This is a genomic window from Amycolatopsis acidicola (assembly GCF_007713735.2).
GTDB lineage: Bacteria > Actinomycetota > Actinomycetes > Mycobacteriales > Pseudonocardiaceae > Amycolatopsis_E > Amycolatopsis_E acidicola.
On record NZ_VMNW02000086.1, the window covers coordinates 12,249 to 35,776 of the forward strand.

Annotated in this window: 23 protein-coding genes; 7 read left to right on the plus strand and 16 right to left on the minus strand. The window is 70.1% G+C overall.

What is annotated here, in order from left to right; all coding sequences use genetic code 11:
* Window positions 1-70: 70 nt before the first annotated feature.
* Window positions 71-970: a LysR family transcriptional regulator gene (locus tag FPZ12_RS36615; RefSeq protein ID WP_144752774.1), complete on the minus strand. Its 900-nt coding sequence runs from the start codon at window positions 968-970 to the stop codon at window positions 71-73.
* A gap of 83 nt (window positions 971-1,053) precedes the next feature.
* Here FPZ12_RS36615 and FPZ12_RS36620 point away from each other — a divergent pair, with 83 nt between their 5' ends.
* On the plus strand, window positions 1,054-1,956 hold the full coding sequence (locus tag FPZ12_RS36620) for a DMT family transporter (protein ID WP_144752777.1): 903 nt from the start codon (window positions 1,054-1,056) through the stop codon (window positions 1,954-1,956).
* 3 nt (window positions 1,957-1,959) lie between these two features.
* On the opposite strand, the gene FPZ12_RS36625 is transcribed toward FPZ12_RS36620, so the two are convergent.
* Window positions 1,960-2,619: a response regulator gene (locus tag FPZ12_RS36625; protein ID WP_144752780.1), complete on the minus strand. Its 660-nt coding sequence runs from the start codon at window positions 2,617-2,619 to the stop codon at window positions 1,960-1,962.
* Window positions 2,616-3,935, minus strand: a complete 1,320-nt coding sequence (locus FPZ12_RS36630) for an ATP-binding protein (RefSeq protein ID WP_144752783.1) — start codon at window positions 3,933-3,935, stop codon at window positions 2,616-2,618. Before FPZ12_RS36630 ends, FPZ12_RS36625 begins: the two co-directional genes overlap by 4 nt.
* Before the next feature lie 115 nt (window positions 3,936-4,050).
* Between FPZ12_RS36630 and FPZ12_RS36635 the strand changes: the two genes are divergently transcribed.
* Together FPZ12_RS36635 and FPZ12_RS36640 are read left to right on the plus strand one after the other, a co-directional pair.
* The gene (locus tag FPZ12_RS36635) at window positions 4,051-5,289 is read left to right on the plus strand and encodes a PspC domain-containing protein (RefSeq protein ID WP_144752786.1); all 1,239 of its coding nucleotides are present in this window, start codon (window positions 4,051-4,053) and stop codon (window positions 5,287-5,289) included.
* The gene (locus FPZ12_RS36640) at window positions 5,282-5,527 is read left to right on the plus strand and encodes a hypothetical protein (protein WP_144752789.1); all 246 of its coding nucleotides are present in this window, start codon (window positions 5,282-5,284) and stop codon (window positions 5,525-5,527) included. Before FPZ12_RS36635 ends, FPZ12_RS36640 begins: the two co-directional genes overlap by 8 nt.
* Window positions 5,528-5,688: 161 nt before the next feature.
* Here FPZ12_RS36640 and FPZ12_RS36645 read toward each other — a convergent pair whose 3' ends face one another.
* On the minus strand, window positions 5,689-6,474 hold the full coding sequence (locus FPZ12_RS36645) for an E3 ubiquitin ligase family protein (RefSeq protein ID WP_144752792.1): 786 nt from the start codon (window positions 6,472-6,474) through the stop codon (window positions 5,689-5,691).
* A gap of 20 nt (window positions 6,475-6,494) precedes the next feature.
* Window positions 6,495-8,054, minus strand: coding sequence for a glutamine-hydrolyzing GMP synthase (guaA, locus tag FPZ12_RS36650; protein WP_144752795.1), 1,560 nt, complete (start codon window positions 8,052-8,054; stop codon window positions 6,495-6,497).
* Window positions 8,055-8,234: 180 nt separating this feature from the next.
* On the opposite strand from guaA, the gene FPZ12_RS36655 reads away from it, so the two are divergent.
* The gene (locus FPZ12_RS36655) at window positions 8,235-9,680 is read left to right on the plus strand and encodes an aldehyde dehydrogenase family protein (protein ID WP_144752798.1); all 1,446 of its coding nucleotides are present in this window, start codon (window positions 8,235-8,237) and stop codon (window positions 9,678-9,680) included.
* 1 nt (window position 9,681) lies between these two features.
* Here the strand turns inward: FPZ12_RS36655 and FPZ12_RS36660 are convergent, their stop codons facing one another.
* The 3 genes from FPZ12_RS36660 to guaB all read right to left on the minus strand — a co-directional run bounded on the left by FPZ12_RS36660 (window position 9,682) and on the right by guaB (window position 14,155).
* Window positions 9,682-11,424 (minus strand): GMC family oxidoreductase, encoded by a 1,743-nt coding sequence (locus tag FPZ12_RS36660; protein ID WP_144752801.1) that lies wholly within the window; start codon window positions 11,422-11,424, stop codon window positions 9,682-9,684.
* A gap of 64 nt (window positions 11,425-11,488) precedes the next feature.
* The gene (locus FPZ12_RS36665; RefSeq protein ID WP_144752804.1) at window positions 11,489-12,619 is read right to left on the minus strand and encodes a GuaB3 family IMP dehydrogenase-related protein; all 1,131 of its coding nucleotides are present in this window, start codon (window positions 12,617-12,619) and stop codon (window positions 11,489-11,491) included.
* 33 nt (window positions 12,620-12,652) lie between these two features.
* Window positions 12,653-14,155 carry an IMP dehydrogenase gene (gene guaB, locus FPZ12_RS36670; RefSeq protein ID WP_144752807.1) on the minus strand — a complete coding sequence of 501 codons (1,503 nt, stop codon included), beginning with the start codon at window positions 14,153-14,155 and terminating at the stop codon, window positions 12,653-12,655.
* An 82-nt stretch (window positions 14,156-14,237) separates the two neighbouring features.
* Between guaB and FPZ12_RS36675 the strand changes: the two genes are divergently transcribed.
* Window positions 14,238-14,633: a DUF5319 domain-containing protein gene (locus FPZ12_RS36675; RefSeq protein ID WP_166463025.1), complete on the plus strand. Its 396-nt coding sequence runs from the start codon at window positions 14,238-14,240 to the stop codon at window positions 14,631-14,633.
* Between the two features lie 59 nt (window positions 14,634-14,692).
* On the opposite strand, the gene FPZ12_RS36680 is transcribed toward FPZ12_RS36675, so the two are convergent.
* The 5 genes from FPZ12_RS36680 to FPZ12_RS36700 all read right to left on the minus strand — a co-directional run bounded on the left by FPZ12_RS36680 (window position 14,693) and on the right by FPZ12_RS36700 (window position 18,936).
* A complete protein-coding gene (locus FPZ12_RS36680; protein WP_166463026.1) occupies window positions 14,693-15,637 on the minus strand; it encodes an anti-sigma-D factor RsdA in 945 nt (314 codons plus the stop codon).
* The gene (locus FPZ12_RS36685) at window positions 15,638-16,210 is read right to left on the minus strand and encodes a sigma-70 family RNA polymerase sigma factor (RefSeq protein ID WP_144752810.1); all 573 of its coding nucleotides are present in this window, start codon (window positions 16,208-16,210) and stop codon (window positions 15,638-15,640) included.
* Window positions 16,211-16,428: 218 nt separating this feature from the next.
* A complete protein-coding gene (locus FPZ12_RS36690) occupies window positions 16,429-17,025 on the minus strand; it encodes a response regulator transcription factor (protein ID WP_027940930.1) in 597 nt (198 codons plus the stop codon).
* 141 nt (window positions 17,026-17,166) lie between these two features.
* On the minus strand, window positions 17,167-18,000 hold the full coding sequence (locus tag FPZ12_RS36695; protein WP_144752813.1) for a hypothetical protein: 834 nt from the start codon (window positions 17,998-18,000) through the stop codon (window positions 17,167-17,169).
* 9 nt (window positions 18,001-18,009) lie between these two features.
* Window positions 18,010-18,936 (minus strand): MerR family transcriptional regulator, encoded by a 927-nt coding sequence (locus tag FPZ12_RS36700; protein ID WP_144752816.1) that lies wholly within the window; start codon window positions 18,934-18,936, stop codon window positions 18,010-18,012.
* A gap of 224 nt (window positions 18,937-19,160) precedes the next feature.
* Between FPZ12_RS36700 and FPZ12_RS36705 the strand changes: the two genes are divergently transcribed.
* Window positions 19,161-19,463 carry a WhiB family transcriptional regulator gene (locus tag FPZ12_RS36705; protein WP_144752819.1) on the plus strand — a complete coding sequence of 101 codons (303 nt, stop codon included), beginning with the start codon at window positions 19,161-19,163 and terminating at the stop codon, window positions 19,461-19,463.
* A gap of 27 nt (window positions 19,464-19,490) precedes the next feature.
* Here FPZ12_RS36705 and FPZ12_RS36710 read toward each other — a convergent pair whose 3' ends face one another.
* The gene (locus tag FPZ12_RS36710; protein WP_208026140.1) at window positions 19,491-20,099 is read right to left on the minus strand and encodes a TetR/AcrR family transcriptional regulator; all 609 of its coding nucleotides are present in this window, start codon (window positions 20,097-20,099) and stop codon (window positions 19,491-19,493) included.
* Window positions 20,100-20,196: 97 nt separating this feature from the next.
* Here FPZ12_RS36710 and FPZ12_RS36715 point away from each other — a divergent pair, with 97 nt between their 5' ends.
* The gene (locus FPZ12_RS36715) at window positions 20,197-20,937 is read left to right on the plus strand and encodes an SDR family NAD(P)-dependent oxidoreductase (protein WP_144752822.1); all 741 of its coding nucleotides are present in this window, start codon (window positions 20,197-20,199) and stop codon (window positions 20,935-20,937) included.
* 66 nt (window positions 20,938-21,003) lie between these two features.
* On the opposite strand, the gene groL is transcribed toward FPZ12_RS36715, so the two are convergent.
* Together groL and groES are read right to left on the minus strand one after the other, a co-directional pair.
* Window positions 21,004-22,620: a chaperonin GroEL gene (gene groL, locus FPZ12_RS36720; RefSeq protein ID WP_144752825.1), complete on the minus strand. Its 1,617-nt coding sequence runs from the start codon at window positions 22,618-22,620 to the stop codon at window positions 21,004-21,006.
* A gap of 75 nt (window positions 22,621-22,695) precedes the next feature.
* Window positions 22,696-22,989 carry a co-chaperone GroES gene (gene groES / locus FPZ12_RS36725; RefSeq protein ID WP_026153773.1) on the minus strand — a complete coding sequence of 98 codons (294 nt, stop codon included), beginning with the start codon at window positions 22,987-22,989 and terminating at the stop codon, window positions 22,696-22,698.
* Window positions 22,990-23,528: the final 539 nt, after the last annotated feature.

Sequence of the window (23,528 nt, forward strand, 5' to 3'; positions counted from 1 at the left end):
CCGCCATCGGCATCGGCATCACGCAGCTGCTGTTCCTCTAGCCCCATCGTCTTCACGCAACACCTGCCCGCTAATCCCCGGCAGGCGCCGCCGCGCGGAGGGTGTCCAGTAGGCAGGCGACGGCGGGCTGGCTCCGGACGCGCGCGGCCACGGCGGCGTGGATGCTCCGGATCGGCTCCGGGTTCCGCAAGCGCCGGATCGCCACCCCCGGGTGCGGCGCGCCCAGCCCGAGCACGGGCACCGGGCTGACGCCGAGGCCCGCGGCCACAAACCCTTGCGACGTCTGATAATCCTCGCACTCCAGCACGAAGTTCGGCGCGAACCCGGCTGCCCCGCACGCTCCCAGCAGCACGTCCCGGCACGGCCCCGGGGTGCCTTCGTTGCCGACCCACGGCTCGTTCGCCAGCTCAGCCAAGTCGACGATTCGCTTACGCGCCAACGGATGCGCCTTCGGCAGCGCCACCCGGTACGGATCGTCGAGCAGGTGCACGAGGTCGACGGTGGCCGAACGCCATTCGCCCTGCCACACGATGATCGACACATCGCTCTTCCCCGTTTCGACCTCGGGCACCGAATCGACCGGCTCGAGCAGCTTCAAATCCAGCAGCAGGCGGGGAAACTCGCGCCGGATGGCGGCGACGGCCGGCGGCACCAGCGCGGCCCCGGCCGTCGCGAAGTACCGGATGGCGAGCCGTCCGGTGCGGCCTGCCTTCAGGTCCGCCAGCTCCGTCTCGGCCTTGGCCAGCTGGGCGCCGACCAGTTCGGCGTGCCCGGACAACAGCGCCCCGGCGGGAGTCGGCCGGACGCCGCGGCCGATCCGCTCCAGCAGCTCGATGCCCGCTTCCCGTTCCAGCGTGGCGAGTTGCTGACTGAGCGCGGACGGGGTGTAGCCGAGGTTCCGGGCGGCCTGGGAGATCGAGCCGCTGCTGATCACGGCCCGGAGCACCTGGAGTCTGCGGACGTCGAGCATGGCGCCGAGCATACAGTTTTACTGAAAGCTGCCTGTAGTTGATTTCGCTTGTCCTTACGAATCCCGCTCGGCAGGCTGAGTCCGTGGGAGATCGGAAATCGTTGCCGTGGCTGGCCGCGCTGGCGCTGATGTGGGGTTCCAGCTTCCTGTGGATCAAGCTCGCGCTGACGGCATTCACGCCGGTGCAGGTCGTGCTGATCCGGACCGCGCTCGGCGCGCTGGTGCTCGTGGCCCTGTGCTACGCGCAGCGCGACAAGCTGCCGTCGCACCCGCGTGTGCTGCGGCATCTGCTCGTCGCGGCGCTGTTCCACAACGCGTTGCCGTTCCTGCTGTTCGCGATCGGCGAGCAGACCGTGGACTCCGGGTTCACCGGGGTGCTGAACGCGACGACTCCATTGTGGACACTCCTGATCGCGGTACTGGCCGGCACCGAGCGAAAGCTGACCCGGCAACGGATCGCGGGCCTCGCCGGAGGATTCGCCGGGGTGCTGCTGATCTTCGCACCGTGGCAGGCGTCCGGCGTGCTGAGCTGGGGCGCGCTCGCCTGCCTCGCGGCCGCCGCGAGCTACGGGTTCGTCAACGTGTACGAGGGCAAGTACCTGTCGGCGACCGGCTCGTCGCCCGTCGCGCTCGCCGGGGCGCAGATGACCGCGGCGAGCGGGTTCGCGTTGCTGAGCATGCCCGCCGGCGGCCTCGAACCGGTGCGTTTCGGCGTGGTCCCGATGGTGGCGGTGTTGGTGCTCGGCGTTTTCTCCACCGGCGTCGCGTTCGCGGTGAACTACCGGCTGCTGACGGCGGAGGGCCCGTTGGCGGTTTCCACGGTCAGCTACCTGATGCCGGTGGTTTCGGTGCTGCTCGGCGTGCTCTTCCTCGGCGAGACGATCGGCTTGCGGGTGCTCGCCGGCATGGTGGTCGTACTCGGCGGCGTGGCACTGACCAGGTTGCGCGGCCGGGCCAAGACTCCTGAACCGGCGGCGGCCGCGTAACGCTCAGACGAGCCGCCTGTCGGAGGCCCAGCGTGACAGCTCGTACCGGTTGGACAGCTGTGTCTTGCGCAGGACGCTGGACACGTGCGTCTCGACCGTCTTCACGGAGATGAACAGCTCGGAGGCGATCTCCTTATAGGCGTAACCCCTTGCAAGCAGACGGAGCACGTCCCGCTCGCGCGGGGTCAGCAGGTCCAGCTCCGGGTCGCTGATCGGCGCCGAACCGGGCCGGTCGGCGAAGGCGTCCAGCACGAATCCGGCCAGGCGCGGGGAAAACACCGCGTCCCCGTCCGACACCCGCACGATCGCGCGGACCAGTTCCTTCGAGGAGATCGTCTTCGTGACGTAGCCACGGGCGCCCGCCCGGATCACGGCGATCACGTCCTCCGCCGCGTCCGACACCGAGAGCGCCAGGAACACGACGTCCGGCAGCTCCGGGCGCACCCGGCGCAGCACCTCCGCGCCGCCGCCGTCGGGCATGTGCACGTCCAGCAGGACGACCTGCGGCTTGGTGCGGGCGATCCCCGCGACCGACTCGGCCACCGACCCCGCTTCGCCGACCACGCGCACTTCGTCGGTGATCGACTCCAGCTCCGTGCGCACCCCGGCGCGGAACAACGCATGGTCGTCGACCAGAAAGACTGTCACCGGTGTCTCGGTCACGCCGCACTCCCCGTTTCGATCGGCATCTCCAGCTGCACCTCGGTCCCCTCACCGGGCGCCGTGCGCAGGCGGACCGTCCCGCCGTTGCGCTCCATCCTGCCCCGGATCGAGTCGGCGAGACCATGCCGGTCCTCCGACACGTCCTCCGGGTCGAACCCCTTGCCCCTGTCCCGCACGAACACCGTGACCGACGTGGGCTCGACCTCGGCGTAGACGCTGACCTCCTCGATCCCGGAGTGCTTGGCCGCGTTGACCATCGCCTCCCTCGCCGCCTGCACGAGCGCGATCAGCGGCTCGTCCAGTTCGGTGTCTCCCACCACGACCTGCGAGACCGAGATGGCGAAGGCGTCCTCCACCTCGCCGCACGCGGACGCGATCGCGGCGGACAACCGCCCGCCACCGGCCGTGACCTCCTCCTTCTTCGCGCCGTAGCCCGACGGCCCGTACAGCCAGCCGCGCAGCTCACGCTCCTGGCCGCGGGCCAGCCGGGCGACCTCCTTCGGCGCGTCCGACTGCTTCTGGATCAACGCCAGGGTCTGCAGCACCGAGTCGTGCAGGTGCGCGGCGATCTCCGCGCGCTCCTCGGTGCGGATGCGGGCGCGGCGCTCGTCACCGAGGTCACGAACCATCCGCAGCCAGAACGGCACCGTCAGCACCGCGACCCCGATCAGCGTGGCCAGCACGGCGAGCAGGGCGAACTGCAGCTGGTCGAACGAACCGCTGCGGATCACGACCACGCCGATACCGGTGATCACCAGCGCCACCCCGGCAAGGATCCGGACAGTGGCCGACATGCCGCCACCGCCGAGGACACCGATGCGGGCCCCGACCTTCCAGCGCCGGCGCTGCGACTCGTCCGCCTCACGCCACACCACGGCGGCACCGACCAGCGCCACGGCGAGCGGCACGGCCACCCAGCCGCTGATCGCGCCGGTGAAGGTGCTCCCGGCGACGGCCAGGCCGATGCCCAGCACCAGCAGCGCGACGGCCTGCTGCCGTTCCTTCGGAGTGCTCGGCTGGCTCGCCGCTTCTCCCGAGCGCTGCGGCACGAAGACCCAAAGCAGGCCGTACGCCAGCAGCCCGGCTCCGCCGAACGCGGCGAGCACGGCGAACGTGGCCCGCACCCAGACGACCCGCACGCCGAGATGATCGGCGAGACCGGCGGACACACCGGCGACCGCGCGCCCGGACCGGTGCCGGTAAAGCTTCGGCGGCCCGTCGTGCTCGACCAGCTCACCCGGCTGCGCGGGCACGGGAACCGGCCGCGTTACGGGTGTGACGGCCCCTTCCCGGGCCTTTTCCTGCACGTCGTTCATGGTTCCTACATGGTCACACGCCCGCAAGCCCTGGCCATCAGGGAAAGACCCTGAACGTCAATCTCAGGGACCATCCCCGATGTGGGTTCGGCCCGCGTACCGGATATTCGATGCCATGAGTGGCGCAGCAGACCCGCCCCGGTCGCACGGACTGGGTGGTTTCGAGGAGACTCTCAAGGATTTCTGGCTCACCAGGCCACGACGTCCCCTGCGCGGCCGCAAGGTCGCCGGGGTCGCCGCGGCCATCGGGAACCGGTACGGCATCGACCCGGTGATCGTGCGGGTCGCGTTCGTCGCGGCCACGGTGTTCGGCGGCGTCGGGCTTTCGCTGTACGTACTGGGGTGGCTGTTCTTCCCCGCGGAGGGCGACCAGGTCTCCGCGATCGAGGCGTTGTTCGGCAAGGGCCGCAGCTCCATGACGAAGGGATTCACGATCATCCTCGCGATCGCCTTCTTCCCGTTGAGCAGCTGGGCCTTCGCCGGCGGCTGGTTCGACGGCGGCGGCGTCATCGGGCTCGCGCTGCTGGTCACGGCGCTCTACCTGCTGCACCGCGGACGCGGGCAGTTCAACCGACCGGAAGTACCGGAGACGACCATGTACTCGATGTCGACCCCGGCGTCGACCGCCGCGGAACAGCCGGGCTGGGATCCGCTCGCCGCGCCGCCGCTGGCCTGGGACCTGCCCTCCGACGAACCGCCGCCCCCACCGGCTCCGCCCGCTCCGCGACGTCCGGCGCGTGTGCCCCGGCGCAGGTCGAAGATCGGGCTCGTCACCTTCGCCTGTGCGCTGTTGGTGGCCGGCGCGGGTGCGGCGGCCGCGGCGACCGGCGCGGACTGGTTCTCCGCCGGGCACATCATCGGCCTGACGCTGGGCGTGCTCGGGGTCGGCCTGGTGGCCGGCGCGTTCGCCGGTGGCGGGCGTGGCCTGATCGGGCTCGCGATCCCGCTGTGCATCGCGGGCGTGATCGTCACCGCTGTGCCGGTCTCGGACTACAAGGGCGGCTTCGGTGACCTGAACGCGGCGCCCGCGACGATCGCCGAGGTGCAGCCGGAGTACAGCCACACCGCGGGCGACATGCGGCTCGACCTGACGAAGCTGCCCGCGAGCGGCACGGTGACCACGTCGGTGCACAACGGCGCCGGGGACACCAGGATCACCGTCCCCGAGACCGCCGACGTGCGGTTCAGCTGTGACACCTCGGCCGGGACCGTGGACTGCCTCGGCATCACCACGGACGGCGTCGGCAGGCCCGCCGCGACCGGGACGGACCTCGGCACCGACGGCGCCGGCGGGCTGCAGATCAATCTGACCGTCCAGCAGGGCGCCGGGAACGTGGAGGTGCTTCGTGGCTGAGAACCCTTACGCCTACGACGAAACCGAGGAAGAGGCCGTCGAGGAACCGCGCCACCACGGCGTCGACGTGTTCGCCCTGCTGATCGGCGTGATCACGCTGATGGTCTCCGCCTACACGCTGACCGACGAGCACAGCTGGCTCCCGTCGTTCGACCTGCGCTGGCTGCTCGCCGGAGGCGCTGTCCTCGCCGGGGTCCTGATGCTCGCCGCCTCCCTGCGCGGCGGGCGAAGGAATTAAGGGGGTGTCCTCGAAGCCTCAGCCGCGCTCTTGGCGCCCAGGCGGCCCCTGGCGGGCACCGGTGATTCACCCAAGTACAACCCGGTACGAGGGCGCACCCCCGGCACCGCCAGGAACCACCTGGATCACCAAGCCCATCGACCAGGCTCCGAGGACACCCCCTAACGAATGATGCCGACCACGGTGAGCGCGAGTCCCGCGAAGAAGGCGACGAGTACGCCGACCGAGAGGAACTTGTGCCGCCGGGTCCGGTCGGCCCGCAGCTGATCCTCGCTCTTCGCCGCGATGATGAACGGCCCCTTCTCCTGGGGCTTCGCGATCACCAGCGGGCCGATGATGTCGTGCACCTCGCCGAGTACGTACAGCCGGGTGCCGGGCCGGATGACCCACTCCTTGTACTCGTACCCGATGGTCGAATTCCGGTTCCCCGCAAGGAAACCCGGGATGCGCACGCCGAACAGCTCGAAGCCCTGGTCGCCGCCGCGGTACGGCTCGAACCGGTCGACGGTCTGCTCGACCCCCTCCGGTTTGGTGCCGGCGGGGGCGACGCCGATCGTGCGGTTCGCCTCGTCGATCAGCGCGTATCCCTCGCCCGAGGTGTGGTCCGCGACCTGCTCGGTGCGCTTCGAGCGATACCGCCTGCCGTCGCGGTACTCGACGTGCTCGTACTGCCGCTCGACCCGGTAGCGGTACCAGACGCACGGGGTCTTGCTGATCTCGGACGTGAGCAGGCCCTCCGGCCGCTGGTACGCCGCGCCGACCACCTCGGCGGTCTTGCGGAACCCGCCGCGGGCGCCCAGCTCATCGGAGATCCGCCGCAGCTCCTCCAGCTCCGGGATGGTCAGGGTTTCGGTGCCGATCATCGCGTGCAGCTCGCTCTTCGTGCGCTGCATGAAATAGAACCCGGCGACCGCCGCCACGATCAGAAAGATCCCGACGCCCCACATGCGCTACCCCCAGTTCCGGCTCATTCCCATTCGATGGTGCCGGGCGGCTTGCTGGTCACGTCCAGCACCACCCGGTTGACCTCGGCCACCTCGTTGGTGATCCGGGTCGAGATGCGTTCGAGCACGTCGTACGGTAGCCGGGTCCAGTCGGCCGTCATGGCGTCTTCGCTGGAAACGGGCCGCAGCACCACGGGATGCCCGTACGTGCGGCCGTCGCCCTGCACGCCGACGCTGCGCACATCGGCCAGCAGCACCACCGGGCACTGCCAGATGTCGTTGTCCAGCCCCGCCGAAGTCAGCTCCTCCCGGGCGATCGCGTCGGCCGCGCGCAGGATCTCGAGGCGTTCCGCGGTGACCTCGCCGATGATGCGGATGCCGAGGCCGGGGCCGGGGAACGGCTGCCGGTGCACGATCGTCTCGGGCAGGCCCAGCTCCAGGCCCACCCGGCGCACCTCGTCCTTGAACAGCAGGCGCAGCGGCTCGACGAGCTCGAACTGCAGGTCTTCGGGGAGGCCGCCGACGTTGTGGTGGCTCTTGATGTTCGCCGCGCTGGCGCCGCCGCCGGACTCCACGACGTCCGGGTACAGCGTGCCCTGCACGAGGAAGCTGTAGTCGCCCTCGGCCTTGAGGTCGCGCTCGGCCTGCTCGAAGACACGGATGAACTCGCGGCCGATGATCTTGCGCTTCTGCTCCGGGTCACTGACCCCGGCGAGCGCGGTGAGGAAGCGCTCGCGGGCGTCCACCGTGACCAGGTTGACCCCTGTCGCGGCGACGAAGTCCCGCTCCACCTGAGCACGCTCACCGGAGCGCAACAGGCCGTGGTCGACGAAGACGCAGGTGAGCCGCTCACCGATCGCGCGCTGCACGAGGGCGGCGGCGACGGCGGAGTCGACCCCGCCGGACAGGCCGCAGATGGCGCGGCCGTCCTCGCCGATCTGCTCGCGGATCTTCGCGATCTGTTCGTCCACAATGGACGCCGTGGTCCAGTCTGGGCGGATGCCCGCGATGTCGCGCAGGAAGCGGCGCAGCACTTCCTGCCCGTGCGGCGAGTGCAGCACCTCGGGGTGGTACTGGACGCCGGCGTAGCGCTCTTCGGGGTTCTCATACGCCGCAACGGGAGTGCGCTCGGAAGACGCCGTGACCGCCGCGCCAGGAGGCGCCTTCGTGACCGTGTCGCCGTGGCTCATCCACACCTGGTGCCGCGCGGGCAGCTCGCGGTGCAGCACCCCGCCGTCACCGTCGAGGGTGACCTCCGTGCGCCCGTACTCGCGGGAGCCGGTGGCCTCGACCGTGCCGCCGAGCGCCAGCGCGTGCAGCTGGAAGCCGTAGCAGATGCCGAAGATCGGGACGCCCGCCTTGACCAGCTCGGGATCCATGCCGGGCGCGCCCTCGCTGTACGCGCTCGCGGGGCCGCCGGAAAGGATGATGGCGGCCGGGTTCTTGGCCAGGATCTCCTCGACCGAGGCGGTGTGCGGGACGACTTCCGAGTACACCTGGGCTTCCCGCACCCGGCGGGCGATCAGCTGCGCGTACTGCGCCCCGAAGTCCACCACGATGACCGGGCCGTTCGGACTGGGCACCCGTACCTCCTACGCGACTGGCTGCCACCCCATCTTCCCAGGTGAGCTCTGCCACCCCGCCCCCGGGATGGGTGCGTACGTCTCGCCTGCTCGCCTTCTCGGGTGTTGTCCCGGCCGGAGTGAGGTGAACCCGGCGCGCCTTGGCAAAGCATCCGCGCGCGTGCGCCCTACCGTGTGCGTATGGACACCATCACCCCGGAACCCCGGCCAGCGTGGATCGCCGGCAGGCCGGAGCAGGGCGCGGACACGCTGCTGGTCACCCATCCCTTCGACGGCAGCGAAGTCGCCACCGTCGCGGTGCCAGGGCCGGAGCAGGTCGAACGGGCTGTCGCCGCCGCGGTGGCGGTGGCGCCGGAGTTCCGCCGCTCCCCCGCGCACGTCCGCGCCGCGGCACTGGAGCACGTCTCCCGCGGGCTGGCGGAGCGGGCCGAAGAGCTGGCCGAGGTGATCACGGCGGAGAACGGCAAGCCGTTCAAATGGGCGGAAGCCGAGGTGCGGCGCGCGATTTCGGTGTTCCGGATCGCGGCGGAGGAAGCCCGGCGGTTCACCGGGGACCTGCAGCGGCTGGACACCGACGCGGGCGGCGAGGGCAGGCTCGCGATGGTTCGCCGCGTGCCGCGCGGGCCGGTGCTGGGCATCGCGCCGTTCAACTTCCCGCTGAACCTGGTGGCGCACAAGGTCGCCCCGTCGCTGGCGGTGGGCGCGCCGATCATCGTCAAACCAGCGCCGCGCACCCCGCTGTCCGCGCTGATCCTGGGCGAGCTGCTCGCGGAGACGGAACTGCCGGAGGGTGCGTTTTCCGTGCTGCCACTGGGAAACACGGAGACGAGCGAGCTGGTCACCGACCCGAGGCTGCCGGTGGTCTCGTTCACCGGCTCCGGCCCGGTCGGCTGGTCGCTGGCCGAAGCCGCGCCGCGCAAGCACGTGGTGCTCGAACTGGGCGGCAACGCCGCGGCCGTCGTCCTCGGTGACTGGCCGGACCTGCCGGGCGCGGCGGCCCGGATCGCGACCTTCGGGAACTACCAGGCTGGTCAGTCGTGCATCGCGGTGCAGCGGGTGATCGTCGAGCGCTCGGTGGCCGACGAGTTCGTGCCGGCGCTACTGGACGCCGTGCGGGCGCAGCGCACCGGCGACCCGTACGACACGACCGTCGACGTCGGCCCGGTGGTGGACGAGGCGGCCGCGGAGCGCATCGTTTCGTGGATCGACGAAGCCACCGCCGACGGCGCGAAAGTGCTCACCGGCGGCAAGCGCGACGGCGCGAGCGTGGAGCCGACGCTACTCAGCGACGTGCCCGAGGACGCGAAGGCGTGGGCCGACGAGATCTTCGGGCCCGTGCTCGCAGTGTCCGTTGTGGACGATGCCGACGCGGCGTTCGCGGCGGTCAACGCGTCCGCTTTCGGTTTGCAGGCCGGGGTTTTCACCCGTGACGTGCGGCTGGCCTTCCGTGCTTCCACGGAACTCGAGGTGGGCGGCGTGATCGTCGGCGACGTGCCTTCGTACCGCGCGGACCAGATGCCCTACGGCGGCGTGAAGGGCTCCGGCTCCGGGCGCGAAGGCGTGCTCGCCGCGATGAACGACCTGACCGAGGAGAAGGTCACGGTATTCACCGGGATCGAGCTCTAGCTCACCCCTTCCGGCGCCGCGTCCCCGCCGCCTTCTTGGGCACCACGGGCAGCCGCAGGGCGGCGGGGGCCTTGGCCGGCACGGCCGGATTCCGCGGCGCCACCGGGTCGAGACGCCGGTACGACGCGGACTGCGCCGGCCGCGGATCCGGCTCACCCTTGTTGGGCCAGAAGGAAAACGCCCGCTCGGCCTGCGCGGTGATCGTCAGCGACGGGTTCACGCCGAGGTTCGCCGTCACGGCCGTTCCATCCACAATGGACAGATTCGGGTAGTTGAACACGCGGTGGTACGGGTCGATCACGCCCTGCCCGGCGTCCGTGCCGATCGGGGCGCCACCGATGAAGTGTGCGGTGAGCGGGATGTTGAAGATCTCGCCCCAGGTCCCGCCCGCGACGCCGCCGATGTGCTCGGCGGTGCGCAGGTTCGCCTCGTGCCCGGCGGGGATGAAGGTCGGGTTCGGCTCGCCGTGCCCCTGCTTCGAGGTGTACTTGCGCCGCCCGAACAGGCCCCGCTTCAGGTACGTGGTGATCGAGTTGTCCAGGCTCTGCATCACCAGCAGGATCACCGTGCGCTCGCTCCACCTGTAGCCGTTGAGCAGCTTCAGCGACTGGACGGGCTTCTTCGCCAGCGTCGAGAGCATCTGCCGCCAGCGCGGCGTCGGCAGCGAGCCGTCGGTGGCGAGCGTCTGCAGCAGGCTCATCGCGTTGCTTCCCTTGCCGTAGCGCACGGGTTCGATGTGCGTGCTTTCGTCGGGGTGGATGGACGACGTGATCGCGACGCCGCGGCTGTAGTCGTGCTCCGGATCGGCCTTGAGCCGCCCGGCGCCGATGATCGCCTCGGAGTTGGTGCGGGTCAGCTCCCCGAAACGCGGCGAGAGGTCCGGCAGCACACCGTTGTCCCGCATGCGGTGCAGCAACTGCTGAGTACCCCAGGTGCCCGCCGCCAGCACGACCTGGCCCGCGGTCAGCGAATGCCGGAACCGCCGGGACTTCGTGCCGGTCTTGTGGATGTCCACGACGAACGAGCCGTCGCCGCGCGGCCGCACGGCGTCCACAGTGGTCAGTGGGATGACCTTCGCCCCGCCCTGCTCCGCGAGGTACAGGTAGTTCTTGACCAGCGTGTTCTTCGCGCCGACGCGGCAGCCGGTCATGCAGGAGCCACACTCCGTGCACCCGGTGCGCTCCGGGCCCGCGCCACCGAAGAACGGGTCCGCCACCCGCTCCCCCGCCTCGCCGAAGTACACGCCCACCGGGGTCGGGTGGTACGAGTCGGCCACCCCGAGATCGGCGGCCACCTCCTGCATCACCTCGTCGGACGGGGTGACCGTCGGGTTCGTGACCACGCCCAGCATCCGGCTCGCCTGGTCGTAGTGCGGCGCCAGCTCCGACTCCCAGTCGGTGATGTGCGCCCACTGCCGGTCGGCGTAGAAGGGCTTGAGCGGCCGGTACAACGTGTTCGCGTAGACCAGTGAGCCGCCGCCCACCCCGGCGCCGGCGAGCACCATGACGTCCTTGAGCAGATGCACGCGCTGGATGCCGAAACAGCCCAGCGCCGGCGCCCACAGGTAGCGCTTGAGGTCCCAGGACGTCTTGGCGAACTCGTCGTCCGCGAACCGGCGGCCCGCCTCCACGACGGCCACCCGGTAGCCCTTTTCCGTCAGCCGGAGGGCCGCGACGCTGCCGCCGAAGCCCGAACCGACCACGATCACGTCATAGTCAGCTGCACTGCTGTTACTCGCGGTCACACGTAAAAGGGTAACGCCGCGGGGAACTTCTGACCAGGAGTAAGTTACTGGCGAGTTGGAGACCTCAGCCGCGGACGGTCAGCCCCACCCGCTGGAACTCCTTGAGATCCGAGTACCCCGTCTTCGCCATCGCCCGGCGCAGCCCGCCGAACAGGTTCACCGCGCCCTCGGCATCCGAGGACGGGCCGTAGAGCAGGGTCTTCAGGCCGACCTCGAGATCCGGGCCCGCGGCCACCCGCGAACGCGGCAGCGACGGGTGCGCGGCCGCGGCCGTCCAGTACAGCCCGTGCCCCGGCGCCTCGGTGGCCGCCGCCAGCGGGGCACCGAGCATCACCGAGTCGGCCCCGCACGCGATGGCCTTCGCGATGTCGCCGGACGTGGTCATGCCGCCGTCGGCGAGGACGTGCACGTACCGGCCGCCGGTCTCGTCGAGGTAGTCCCGGCGCGCCGCGGCGGCGTCGATGATCGCGGTGGCCATCGGCACGCCGATGCCCAGCACCCTGTCCGTGCTCGTGATGCCCGGCGTGTACCCATGCCCGACGATCACACCGGCGGCGCCGGTGCGCATCAGGTGCATCGCGGTGCGGTAGTCGGCCACACCGCCGGCGATCACCGGCACGTCGAGACCACCGATGAACTCCTTGAGGTCCAAGGAATCCGCGTCACCGGAGACGTGCTCCGCGGAGATGATCGTGCCCTGCACGACCAGGATCTCCACCCCGGCGGCGATCAGGTGCGGGGTCAGCTCGGCGGCACGCTGCGGGCTCACCCGAGCGGCCACCGTGACCCCGGCCTCGCGCACCGTGCGGATCACTTCGGCCAGCAGCTCCGGCTGCACCGGCGCCGAGTGCAGCTCCTGCAGCAGGCGGACCAGCGCGGTGGAGTCCTCGTCCTTCACCGCGTCCAGCAGCCGCCGCATCGCATCGTCCACATTGGAGTGCCGCGCCCACAGGCCCTCGGCGTTCAGCACGCCGAGGCCGCCCAGCTTGCCGATCTCCACCGCCGTACCCGGGGAGACGATCGCGTCCGTCGGGTGCGTGACCAGCGGGAGGTCGAAGCGGTAGGCGTCGATCTGCCACGCGGTGGACACCACCGCGGACGAACGCGTCCGGCGCGAGGGGACGATCTCCACGTCCCCGAGGTCGTACGCGCGCCGCGCGGTACGCCCCATGCCGATTTCGACAAGATCCCGCACGTGCGGATCCCCTCTCGTTGCTGGAGCCGCTGCTCAGCGGCTGGTGTAGTTCGGGGCCTCGACGGTCATCGTGACGTCGTGCGGGTGGCTCTCCTTGAGCCCGGCCGCGGTGATCCGCACGAGCTGCGCCTGCTGCAGCTCCTGGATCGTCTCCGCGCCCGCGTACCCCATGCCCGAACGCAGCCCGCCGACGAGCTGGTGCACGACGTTGATCAGCGGCCCCCGGAACGGGATCCGGCCCTCGATGCCCTCCGGGACCAGCTTGTCCTCGGAGAGCACGTCGTCCTGCGCGTAGCGGTCCTTCGAGTAGGACTTCTTCCCGTCGCGGGACTGCATCGCGCCCAGCGAGCCCATCCCGCGGTAGGTCTTGAACTGCTTGCCGTTGACCAGGATCAGGTCACCCGGCGACTCGGCGGTGCCGGCCAGCAGGCTGCCCAGCATCACCGCGGACGCGCCGGCCGTGATGGCCTTCGCGATGTCGCCCGAGTACTGGATGCCGCCGTCCCCGATCACCGGCACACCGGCGGGGCGGCAGGCCTTGTCGGCCTCGAAGATCGCGGAGATCTGCGGGACGCCGACCCCGGCCACGATCCGGGTGGTGCAGATCGAGCCCGGCCCGACGCCGACCTTCACGCCGTCCGCGCCCGCGTCCACCAGCGCCTGCGCGCCGGCCCGGGTGGCCACGTTCCCGCCGACCACGTCCACGGTCTCGCCGAACTCCTTCTTCAGGGTGGCCACCATGTCCACGACCGCGCGCGAGTGCCCGTGCGCCGTGTCGACCATCAGCACATCGACGCCCGCGTCGGCGAGCGCCATCGCGCGCTGGTGGCCCGTGGCGCCGACGCCCACCGCGGCCCCGACCAGGAGCCTGCCGTCGGTGTCCTTCGTCGCGTTCGGGTACTGCTCGGTCTTCACGAAGTCCTTGACCGTGATCAGCCCGCGCAGCTTGTCCGCGCCGTCGACGATCGGCAGCTTCTCGATCTTGTGGCGGCGCAGCAGCCCGAGCGCCGCCTCCGCGGTGACCCCGACCTGCGCGGTGATCAACGGCTGGCGGGTCATCACTTCGCTGACCGGGCGGCTGTAGTCCACCTCGAACCGCATGTCGCGGTTGGTGATGATGCCGACCAGCGTGCCGGCCGCGTCGGTCACCGGGACACCGGAGATCCGGAACCTGGCGCACAGCGCGTCGACCTCGGCCAGTGTGTCCTCCGGGGAACAGGTGACCGGGTCGGTCACCATGCCCGCCTCGGACCGCTTCACGACCTCGACCGCGGCGGCCTGCTCCTCGACCGGCAGGTTGCGGTGCAACACACCCATGCCACCGTGGCGGGCCATCGCGATGGCCATCCTGGCCTCGGTGACCGTGTCCATCGCCGCCGAGAGCAGCGGCACACGCAGCGTCACGTTGCGGGAGAGCCGGGTGCTGGTGTCGACCGCGCTGGGCACCACATCCGACTCGGCGGGCAGCAGCAGCACGTCGTCGAAGGTCAGGCCCAGCATCGCGAACTTGTCTTCGGGGGCGAACTCGCTCGTCATAGCTGGTTACAGACCTTCCTCGGCAATTCGGAGAACTCTCTCCCGATGGTATCTGGACAGGGCCCCACCTCCGCCCGGTACCGTGCAGCCCGTGCCGCACGACGTGTTGCCCCCGGACCCGTTCGCCGATGATCCCGACGATCCGGCCAAAAACCTGGCCGAACCCGGCGATGACCTGGACGAACCGATCGATGCGCAGGCGCGCACCGAGTTGCTCGCCGACCTCTCCGACCTAGCCGTGTACCAGGCCCTCCTGGAACCGCGCGGGGTGCGGGGCATCGTCGTGGACTGCGGTGAGTGTGACCAGCCGCACTACCACGACTGGCATCTGCTGCGCGCGAGCCTCGAACAGCTGCTCGCCGACGGCAGGATGCGGCCGCACGAGCCCGCGTTCGATCCGGACCCGGCGGACTACGTGAGCTGGGATTACTGCCGCGGCTACGCCGACGGCGTGACCGCGAACGAAAGCGCTTACTGAGCTCTTCCCCACAGCAAGAAGGCCCGGCCGGATTCCCCGGCCGGGCCTTTCCCGTGAGTTCAGTTACCCGTCGCCGCGGGCTGGGCGCCGGCCCCGCCGTCGGTCGAGTTGCTGTCGTAGCGGATGGAGTTCCCGGTGCTGCCGGTGCCTTCGCCGGACGCCGACGAGCTGCTCTCCGTGGATGGCGGCGGCAGCATCGGCGTGGAGCTGGTGCTCTCCGAGGTCGGCGGCGGCGAAGTTGTGGGCGAAGTGGTCGGCGTCGGCGTGGTGGTGACGACCTGCGTGCTCGACGACGGCGGCGGAGCCACCGTGGACGGCGAGGTCGGCGTGGACGGCTCGGTGGTCTGCCCCGGCCGCTGCAACATCTGGCTCAGCTGCTGGTGTTCCTGCATCAGCTGGGCGAGGTTGTCCTCCGCGGAGACCTGACTCAGCTTCGCGGCCGCTTCGGCCAGTGCCTGCTGCGCCTCGGCGATCTTGCCCTGTGACAGCGCGATGCTCGCCTGCTGCAGGTCGCTTCGCGCCGCGGAGGCGGCCTCGACCGAGCGGGCGTGATCGGCGTACAGGACCTTCGTCAGACCCCAGAGCGCGTCACCGGGCTGAGCGTCGCGCGCGGCGATGCTGGTGCCGGTGAAGGCGATGGCCAGCACCGCGGCAGCCGCCGCGACGGGCCAGAGCAGCCTGCGGTTGCGGGCGCGCTGCCCGTGCTTGCGCGCGAGCGCCGCCGTCTTGATCGTGGTGACGGCCGTGTCGGTGTCGACCAGCTCGGCCAGCGGCTCACTGTCGATGTCGCGCCGCCACGCGAGCAGCAGCGCGTTCAGCTCCTGGTCACCGAGGCCGTCGGCCACCTGGGGATCGGAGCCGCCCAGCGCGTCGAGCAGCGCGTCATCCGCGTGCACGGCGGAAAGGTCCGCCTCGAACGCGACCTGTGACGAGCTCATCGTGTCGTCGAAACCGAGCTGCTCGAGCTCACGTCTGACCTCATCCCGGCTGTCGCGGTCGGTCACTCAGGCCACCTCCTCGGACGCCAGCGCCTTGCGGAGCCGCGCAAGAGCCCGGTGCTGAGCGACCCGGACGGCACCGGGCGTGGACCCGACCGCGTCCGCGGTCTCTTCAGCGGAAAGCCCCACGACCACTCGCAGCACCACTATTTCGCGTTGTTTGTCCGGCAGAACCCGCAGCAGCTGGGACATCCGCTCGTTCAGCTCCCCCTGCAGCGCGCGCTGCTCGGGACCGACATCCCCCTCGATCTCGTCGGGGATCTCGGCCACCGGTTCGGCGCGGTTTCGGGCGGCGGCACGATGCGCGTCGGCCACCTTGTGCTGAGCGATGCCGTAGACGAAGGCCAGGAACGGGCGCCCTTGGTCACGGTACGAAGGCAATGCCGTGAGCACCGCGAGACACACCTCCTGAGCCACGTCGTCTGCCGAAGCGAACGAACGCTCCTGTCTGCCAACCCTGGCGCGGCAGTACCGCACCACTAGAGGACGGATCGCGGCAAGCAGCCGCTCCACCGCCTGAGGATCTCCCTCGACGGCGGCGGCGACTGACTCGTCCAGTCCGTCCCCCACATTGGCCATCGCAGACAACAGTCCCAGTGTTACGTGTAGGCGTACAAAATGGCGGCACGCGGCATCAGGGTCCCTCGCACCGGTGATGCCCACCGTACCGCCCGGCGTCCACGTGGCTCGTGCACGGTCGCCCTCGGCGCGCCCCACTGCAAGGTCCGGCAGCGGGGTGCGCCGTCAGGTGTTCAAGAATTCAACGACTCGCGGGAAGCTTACGCTCCGGAGCGGGCTCAGGAAACCAGGCCGCGCCGGAAACCGTGCGCCACGGCCTGCGCGCGGTCGCGCACGCCGAGCTTGCGGAACAAGCGGCGGGCGTGGGTCTTCACGGTGTCCTCGGACAGGTAGAGCTCACGCCCGATCTGACCGTTGCTCTTGCCCTGGCTCATGCCGCGCAACACCTGCAGTTCCCGCTCGGTGAGCTGGACTCCCGGGTCGGCGGGCTGCCGGGGCGCCGGCACCGAGGTGCTGGCCAGCGTGTGCGCGAGTGCGGCCACGAGTTCGGGCCGGGAGGCGTCCCAGCGCAGGTAACCGCGAGCGCCACCGGCGATCGCGGCGGCGATGCTGCTGGCATCGTCGGGCGCGCCGAAGACGATCACGTTGGCCTGGGGATTGGCGGACACCAGCCGCCGAGTCGCCTCCACCCCGGCCGGCATCGCGCGCTGGGTGCCGACGAGGACCACGTCCACCGGCTGCCGCGAATACCTGGCCAGCAACTCGTCACCGTGCGCTACGCAGTCGATGCGACTGACGCCGGGGACGGCAGACATCACGCGGGTGAGCCCTTCGCGGACACTGCGTCGGTCGTCGCAGATCAAGACCGTAGTCACGGGGTTTCCTTCCTGCAGCCGGGTGACCTTCCATATCCCCTATCGGACGCTTTAGGCCGCGACTTGACACGATCCGGTGGCTTTTTTTGGAAGATCTTCGCCCGGATGTCGGTATGCGTGGCCCGACCGCTGCAACGGGGCTCATTCCGGGACCCAAGGCGAGTCACGCGCCAGCCGCCTCCCATCCGGATCGGATCGTCGTAACACAGCGTGCAACACCTCGTCGACCCTGGATCGATACCGACCGCACGCTGGTCGGAATTCGGCGGCGAGCAGTCCCGCAGGCCAACTCAGGGAGCGTAATTCGAACTCATCGGTAACGCCTAACGCTTCTTCAACAAGAGGGCAGGCCCTGTCCCGGTCACCGGTGGCCCCGAGCGCGGCGGCGAGCACCAGCTGCGACTTGACCACGTGCCGGCGGGCGCCGGCTTCGGTGGCCAGCTTCAACGCCCGTTCCGCCGGCTCCAGCGCGGCCTCGGCGTTGCCGCTCGCCAGCTCCGTCTCGGCCGTGACCCAGCCCAGCCGGACCCGGGAACGCCAGCACTCCGGCTCGGCCCGCGCCAGCAGGCGGCGGGAGACGGACAGCCGTCCGACGCCGAGGTTGTCCGCCGCCAGGCCGAGCAACGCGTCGGTTCGGGCACCGGCGGCGTCGAGCCCGTCCCTGTCCTCACCGCCACGGAGATCGACGACGAGCTTGAGCGCGGCGGCATCCGGGCCGAACGCGGCGGCATGCCCGCCGAGCTGCCTGCGATGGGAGGCGAAAGTGCTCAACGCGAGCGACGCGACAACGGGGTCGGCTCCACGGCCAAGCTCATGGAGAACTGTTGCGGCAGCCGCGTAACAGCCGCGGGCGCCGAGCACGATCGCGGCGATCAGCCTCGACCGCGGCGGGCCCGTCACAGCTACGGAAAGCGCTTCCAGACCGAGCGCGGGGAGGTCTCCGAAGGCCACTCGCCGCAGCTCGTCTTCTGGCACCCGGCCAGCCTACTTGCCCAGTAGGACATGTTCGACGCGCTCGACGGCCGCGCGGAGATCGGCGAGATGCTCGACCTGATCCGGCAGCGCGTCCGGCGACCAGCCCGGCCCCCACGCGAACACCCGGCAGCGTTGGCGACCACGGGAAACCCGTGGCAGCAACCGCACATCCGCGGCGGTCAGCTGTTCCGCGCGCAGCACCACGGCCGAAGGCACGCTTCGCCGCACGGCGACCGCGAGCACTTCGCCGGAAGGCGGATTGCCGAAGACCTGCGTACTGATCCCGCGTTCGGACAGGCAGGCCGCGAGCGCGTAGACCGGCAGGTTCTCGCGCTCGTCGGGGACGACGCTGAGCAGCACCGGGCGTTGGTTGCGCGGGTTGTCGAGCACCGGCGTGGCCCGCACGAGCGCACCGAGCACGCATTCGGAAAGCAGGTACTCGGCCTCGGGCCCAGCGGGGGTTCCGTCCCAGCTGGTGCCGAGCGCGGACAGCACGGGGTCGATCACGTTCTCCCACGCCGTGAGCGCGCCGGCTTCGGCGAGCAGCTCGGCGAGCGCGCGCTGCACGGCGGCGCCGTCCATCGCCGTGGCCGCCATCCGCAGGCGCCGCGCCACGGACCTGTCCGGGACCTCGGCCCGCTCCGCTTCCGGAGGCTCGGCCAGCTCGTCGGAGACCTCGGCGATCGACGCTGTCAACGCGTAGCGTGCGGCTTCAGCTGTCGACGCACCACGCAGCAGGGCGCGCTGCATGAGCTCGAGCCTGTTGATGTCGGTGGCGCCGTAGCGGCGGTGCTTGCCGCCGGTGTGCTTGCTCGGGCCGAGCCCGTAGCGGCGGTCCCAGGTGCGCAGGGTCGAAGGGGCGACACCGAGCCGCCGGGCCACGGCGGCTACCGGCATGGTCGGCTCGGCCTGTCGGGCACACCCACGGCGATCCATTCGCCCCAATATTCCGGCGGCATGGCTACCCAGCAACCTGAATGTTATGCACCGCGACCTGCGAAACCGGACGGCCTCACGCTTGCGGGGGACACCTAACGGCTGAATCCGATTGATTCCCTTGAACAACTATTGGCGCGCTTCTAACGTTACCGCCGTTGCACCAAATGGAGTAGTCGAGCGCAACAGCAGGGGTCACAGACCGAAAAACGGAGGCGGTCACGATGGCAGACACGCGCAGGCTTCCAGGCCCGAATGCAGACATCTGGGACTGGCAGCTGGAGGGGTCCTGCCGAGGGATGGACAGCGCGGCTTTCTTCCATCCCGACGGGGAGCGCGGACCGGCCAGGGCACGTCGGGAGGCCCGGGCCAAAGCGATTTGCCTGGCCTGCCCGGTGCTGCGGATGTGCCGCGAGCACGCGCTGGCCGTGCACGAGCCCTACGGGATCTGGGGCGGGCTTTCCGAGTCCGAACGGGAGAGCATCATCAAAACCGGCAAACGCCAGATGAGTCTCACCGGCCAGTGAGGGGGAAGAAAATGGGGCGGCATCTCCTCAGGGAGCGGCCGCCCCTTTTTCTTGCGTGAACCGTGGCCAGGCGGCCATCGCGGCGTCCACCACCGTTCGAAGATCCACTTCTCGCGCGCCGTCCAGTGCCTGAATCGCCAGACCGTGCAAGACAGTGCCGAAAAACCGGACCATAGCGTCGAGATCGGTGTTTTCCGGGATATCTCCGTCGGCGACACCCTGTGCGAGACGCACCCGCAGCGCATCGAGGTGCGCGCGCCGTTTTTGCGCCAGGAATTCCCGGATCGGCGTGTTCCGCGCCGTGCAATTCAGCCCGGAGAGCACCACCATGCAGCCCGGCGGATGGGCTTGGTCGGCGAAGGTCCGTGAGCGTTCGAGCAGCCACTCCTCGACGGCTTCGCGCGCCGTCTCTCGTCCGGCGCACCGGACCTCGAAGCGCTCTCCGTAGCGTTCGACGGCTTCCCGGAACAACGCCTCTTTGCTGCCGAAGGCCGCGTACAGGCTCGGCGAGTTGATGTCCATGGCCGCGGTCAGGTCGCTCATAGAAACGCCCTCGTAGCCGCGCTCCCAGAAGACCAGCATGGCCTTCTCGAGCGCGGCGTCACGGTCGAAGGTGCGGGGACGGCCTCGGGGCATGCGGCCATTCTATGTCGATCGCTACAAAAAGCTTGACCGCGGTGCCCGGCAGCTCTAATTTCTGTGCCGATCGATACAGAATCTTGGGAGGTTACTCGTGGCGGTACTCGAGGGGAAGACGGCGCTGGTCACCGGGGCCAGCAGGGGCATCGGCGCGGCCATCGCGGTGCGGCTGGCGGCCGAGGGCGCGAACGTCGCGATCACCTACGAGAGGTCACGCGACCGCGCGGAAGAGGTGGTCGCGGAGATCGAGGGGCTCGGCCGCAAGGCGATCGCGATCCAGGCCGATTCGGCGGACGCCGACGCCGTCACCGGCGCCGTGGACCGCACCGCGGAAACGCTGGGCGGGCTGGACATCCTGGTGAACAACGCCGGGATCTTCCCGAAGGCGCCGATCGGCGAACTCGCGCTCGCGGACCTCGACCGGGCGCTGGCGGTGAACGTGCGCGCGCCCTTCGTCGCGGCCATGGCGGCGACCAAGTACCTGCCCGAAGGCGGCCGGGTCATCACGATCGGCAGCACGCTGGCGGACCGGCTCGTGCCTTCCGGGTTCAGCGTCTACTCGGCGACGAAGTCCGCGCTTTCCGGGTTCACCAAGGGAATCGCGCGCGATCTCGGGCCGCGCGGGATCACCGCGGTGCTGATCCATCCCGGGCCGACCGACACCGACATGAACCCGGCCGACGGGCCGCGCGCCAGGACGACGCTCGCCACCAGCGCGGTCGGCAGGCATGCGGCCCCCGCTGACATCGCGGCCACCGTCGCACACGTGGCCGGGCCCGCCGGCACGTTCATCACCGGTTCGGCGATCACCGTGGACGGCGGCGTGAACGCCTGAAAGTGTTGGCGCGCAAGGAAAGGGCGGCACCCCCGAGGGGATGCCGCCCTTTCCTCTTGCGATGGATCAGTGCGCGTGGCCGTGACCGTGGCCGTGCGCCTCCTCGTCCTCGTCGGCGGGCTTCTCGACCACGGAGCTCTCCGTGGTGAGCACGAGCCGGGCGATGGACGCCGCGTTGGCGACCGCGGAGCGGGTGACCTTGACCGGGTCGACGATGCCGGCCGCGAGCAGGTCGGTGATCTCGCCGGTGGCCGCGTTCAGGCCGTGGCCCCAGCCCTGCTCCTGCACCTTGGACACGGTGACCGCGCCCTCGAGGCCGGCGTTGCTGGCGATCCAGTACAGCGGCGCGGTGAGCGCGTCACGGACGATCTTCACGCCCGTGGCCTCGTCACCGGTGAGGCCGAGGTCGTCCAGCTCCTTGACCGCGTGCACGAGCGCGGAACCACCGCCGGGCACGATGCCCTCCTCGACGGCCGCCTTGGTGGAAGCCACGGCGTCCTCGATGCGGTGCTTGCGCTCGTTCAGCTCGGTCTCGGTGGCCGCGCCGACCTTGATCACGGCGACGCCGCCGCCGAGCTTCGCCAGCCGCTCCTGCAGCTTCTCGCGGTCCCAGTCGGAGTCGGTGGTGTCGATCTCCTTGCGGATCTGCGCGATGCGAGCGTCGATGTCGGCCTTGGTGCCCTTGCCGTCGACGAGCGTCGTGGCGTCCTTGGTGACCTCGACGCGACGGACCGAGCCCAGCGAGTCGAGCCCGATCTCGGACAGCTTCAGGCCGACCTCCGAGGAGACGACCTCGCCGCCCGTGACGACCGCGAGGTCGTCCAGGAACGCCTTGCGACGGTCACCGAAGAACGGCGCCTTCACGGCGACCGCGGTGATCGTCTTGCGGAGCGCGTTGACCACCAGGGTGGACAGCGCCTCGCCGTCGACGTCCTCGGCGATGATCAGCAGCGGCTTCTTGGCCTCGACGACCTTCTCCAGCACCGGGAGGAGGTCCGCCAGCGCGGAGATCTTCTCCCGGTGGAGCAGCACGTAGGCGTCCTCGAGGATCGCGCGCTGCTCTTCGGGGTTGGTCGCGAAGTGCGCCGACAGGTAGCCCTTGTCGAACTGGATACCCTCGGTGATGTCGAGCTCGGTGGCCAGCGTGGAGGACTCCTCCACGGTGATCACGCCGTCCTCGCCGACCTTCTCCACGGCTTCGCCGAGCAGCTGGCCGATGGTGGCGTCACGAGAGGTGACCGTGCCGACCTGGGCGATGTTCTCGCGCCCCTTGACCGGCGTGGCCTTGCTCTTGAGCACCTCCACGACCTTGTCCGCGGCGGCCTCGATGCCGCGGCCGAGCGCCGTCGGGTTGGCACCGGCGGCCACGTTGCGCAGGCCGACCCGCACCAGGGACTGCGCCAGCACGGTGGCCGTGGTGGTGCCGTCACCGGCGACGTCGTTGGTCTTGGTGGCGACGTTCTTGGCCAGCTGGGCGCCGAGGTTCTCGAACGGGTCGTCCAGCTCGATCTCACGGGCGACGGTGACCCCGTCGAGCGTGATGGTCGGGCCACCGAACTTCTTGTCCAGCACGACGTGCCTGCCGCGCGGGCCGAGGGTGACCTTGACCGCGTCGGCCAGCTTGTTCACCCCGCGCTCGAGCGCCCGGCGGGCGTCCTCGTCGAAGTTGATCTGCTTAGGCATGTGAGTCCTCTCAGACAGCGAAATGCCCCGGCCCCCGGCGAAGCGGGGCCCGGGGCATCAGCGCATACGCCGACGTCAGTTGACGACGGCCAGCACGTCGCGAGCGGACAGGATCAGGTAGTCCTCACCGTTGTACTTGACCTCGGTGCCGCCGTACTTGGAGTAGATCACCACGTCGCCGACGTTGACATCCACGGGAATGCGGTTGCCCTTGTCGTCCACGCGGCCCGGGCCCACGGCCAGAACCTTGCCCTCCTGGGGCTTTTCCTTGGCGGTGTCGGGGATGACGAGACCGGAAGCCGTCGTCTCCTCGGCCTCGCTCGTCTGGACAACGATCTTGTCCTCGAGCGGTTTGATGTTCACGCTCACCGGGTTGACCTCCACGGGTCGTCGAAAGCGTTGGCAGGTGTACTTACAGGTTTTTGGCGCCTTCCACCCCCGCCGTCGCGGGTGCCGGGGCGTGTGCGGTGCCGTGCAATTAGCACTCTAGCCACGCGAGTGCCAACGCCGCAAGGAGGGTCGCTTTTGACCTGCACGAAGGACCTGACCCGGGACTTTGCCGCAGGTGGCGGAGTTGCCCCCGGAGTTGCCCTCGGAGTTGGCCTCGGAGTTGAGCGGCAACCCACCCAACTCCCCAACCCAGCCACGCTGGGAGCTGTGGGTGTCTGCAAAACCCCCTGTTATCCCGGAGCCAGCCCGTCCGGCGAGGACATTCTTTCTCTTTTCCCCTCGGCTTTGCTTGGTCGTTGCGCTGGGGCAGCAACGGACGCGCGGGGGCCGCGCTGTGTGCACCCCTCCGCCGCCCCGATCTCGGAGTGTAAGCAGGCTGGGGATCGGAGCGGCGGAGGGGTGTGGTCGTCGGGACGGCTCGCTTCGCGTTGCCGACCGGCGGTTGAGGGGGTTGGGGC

Bases quoted from the DNA above. Each gene is read 5' to 3' on its own strand.
- FPZ12_RS36685 (WP_144752810.1), bottom strand. From the start codon at position 16,210: ATGGCCAATGTGGGGGACGGACTGGACGAGTCAGTCGCCGCCGCCGTC.
- guaB (WP_144752807.1), bottom strand. From the start codon at position 14,155: ATGACGAGCGAGTTCGCCCCCGAAGACAAGTTCGCGATGCTGGGCCTG.
- FPZ12_RS36705 (WP_144752819.1), top strand. From the start codon at position 19,161: ATGGCAGACACGCGCAGGCTTCCAGGCCCGAATGCAGACATCTGGGAC.
- FPZ12_RS36630 (WP_144752783.1), bottom strand. From the start codon at position 3,935: ATGAACGACGTGCAGGAAAAGGCCCGGGAAGGGGCCGTCACACCCGTA.
- FPZ12_RS36635 (WP_144752786.1), top strand. From the start codon at position 4,051: ATGAGTGGCGCAGCAGACCCGCCCCGGTCGCACGGACTGGGTGGTTTC.
- FPZ12_RS36710 (WP_208026140.1), bottom strand. From the start codon at position 20,099: ATGCCCCGAGGCCGTCCCCGCACCTTCGACCGTGACGCCGCGCTCGAG.
- FPZ12_RS36645 (WP_144752792.1), bottom strand. From the start codon at position 6,474: ATGTGGGGCGTCGGGATCTTTCTGATCGTGGCGGCGGTCGCCGGGTTC.
- FPZ12_RS36615 (WP_144752774.1), bottom strand. From the start codon at position 970: ATGCTCGACGTCCGCAGACTCCAGGTGCTCCGGGCCGTGATCAGCAGC.
- FPZ12_RS36655 (WP_144752798.1), top strand. From the start codon at position 8,235: ATGGACACCATCACCCCGGAACCCCGGCCAGCGTGGATCGCCGGCAGG.
- FPZ12_RS36700 (WP_144752816.1), bottom strand. From the start codon at position 18,936: ATGGATCGCCGTGGGTGTGCCCGACAGGCCGAGCCGACCATGCCGGTA.
- groL (WP_144752825.1), bottom strand. From the start codon at position 22,620: ATGCCTAAGCAGATCAACTTCGACGAGGACGCCCGCCGGGCGCTCGAG.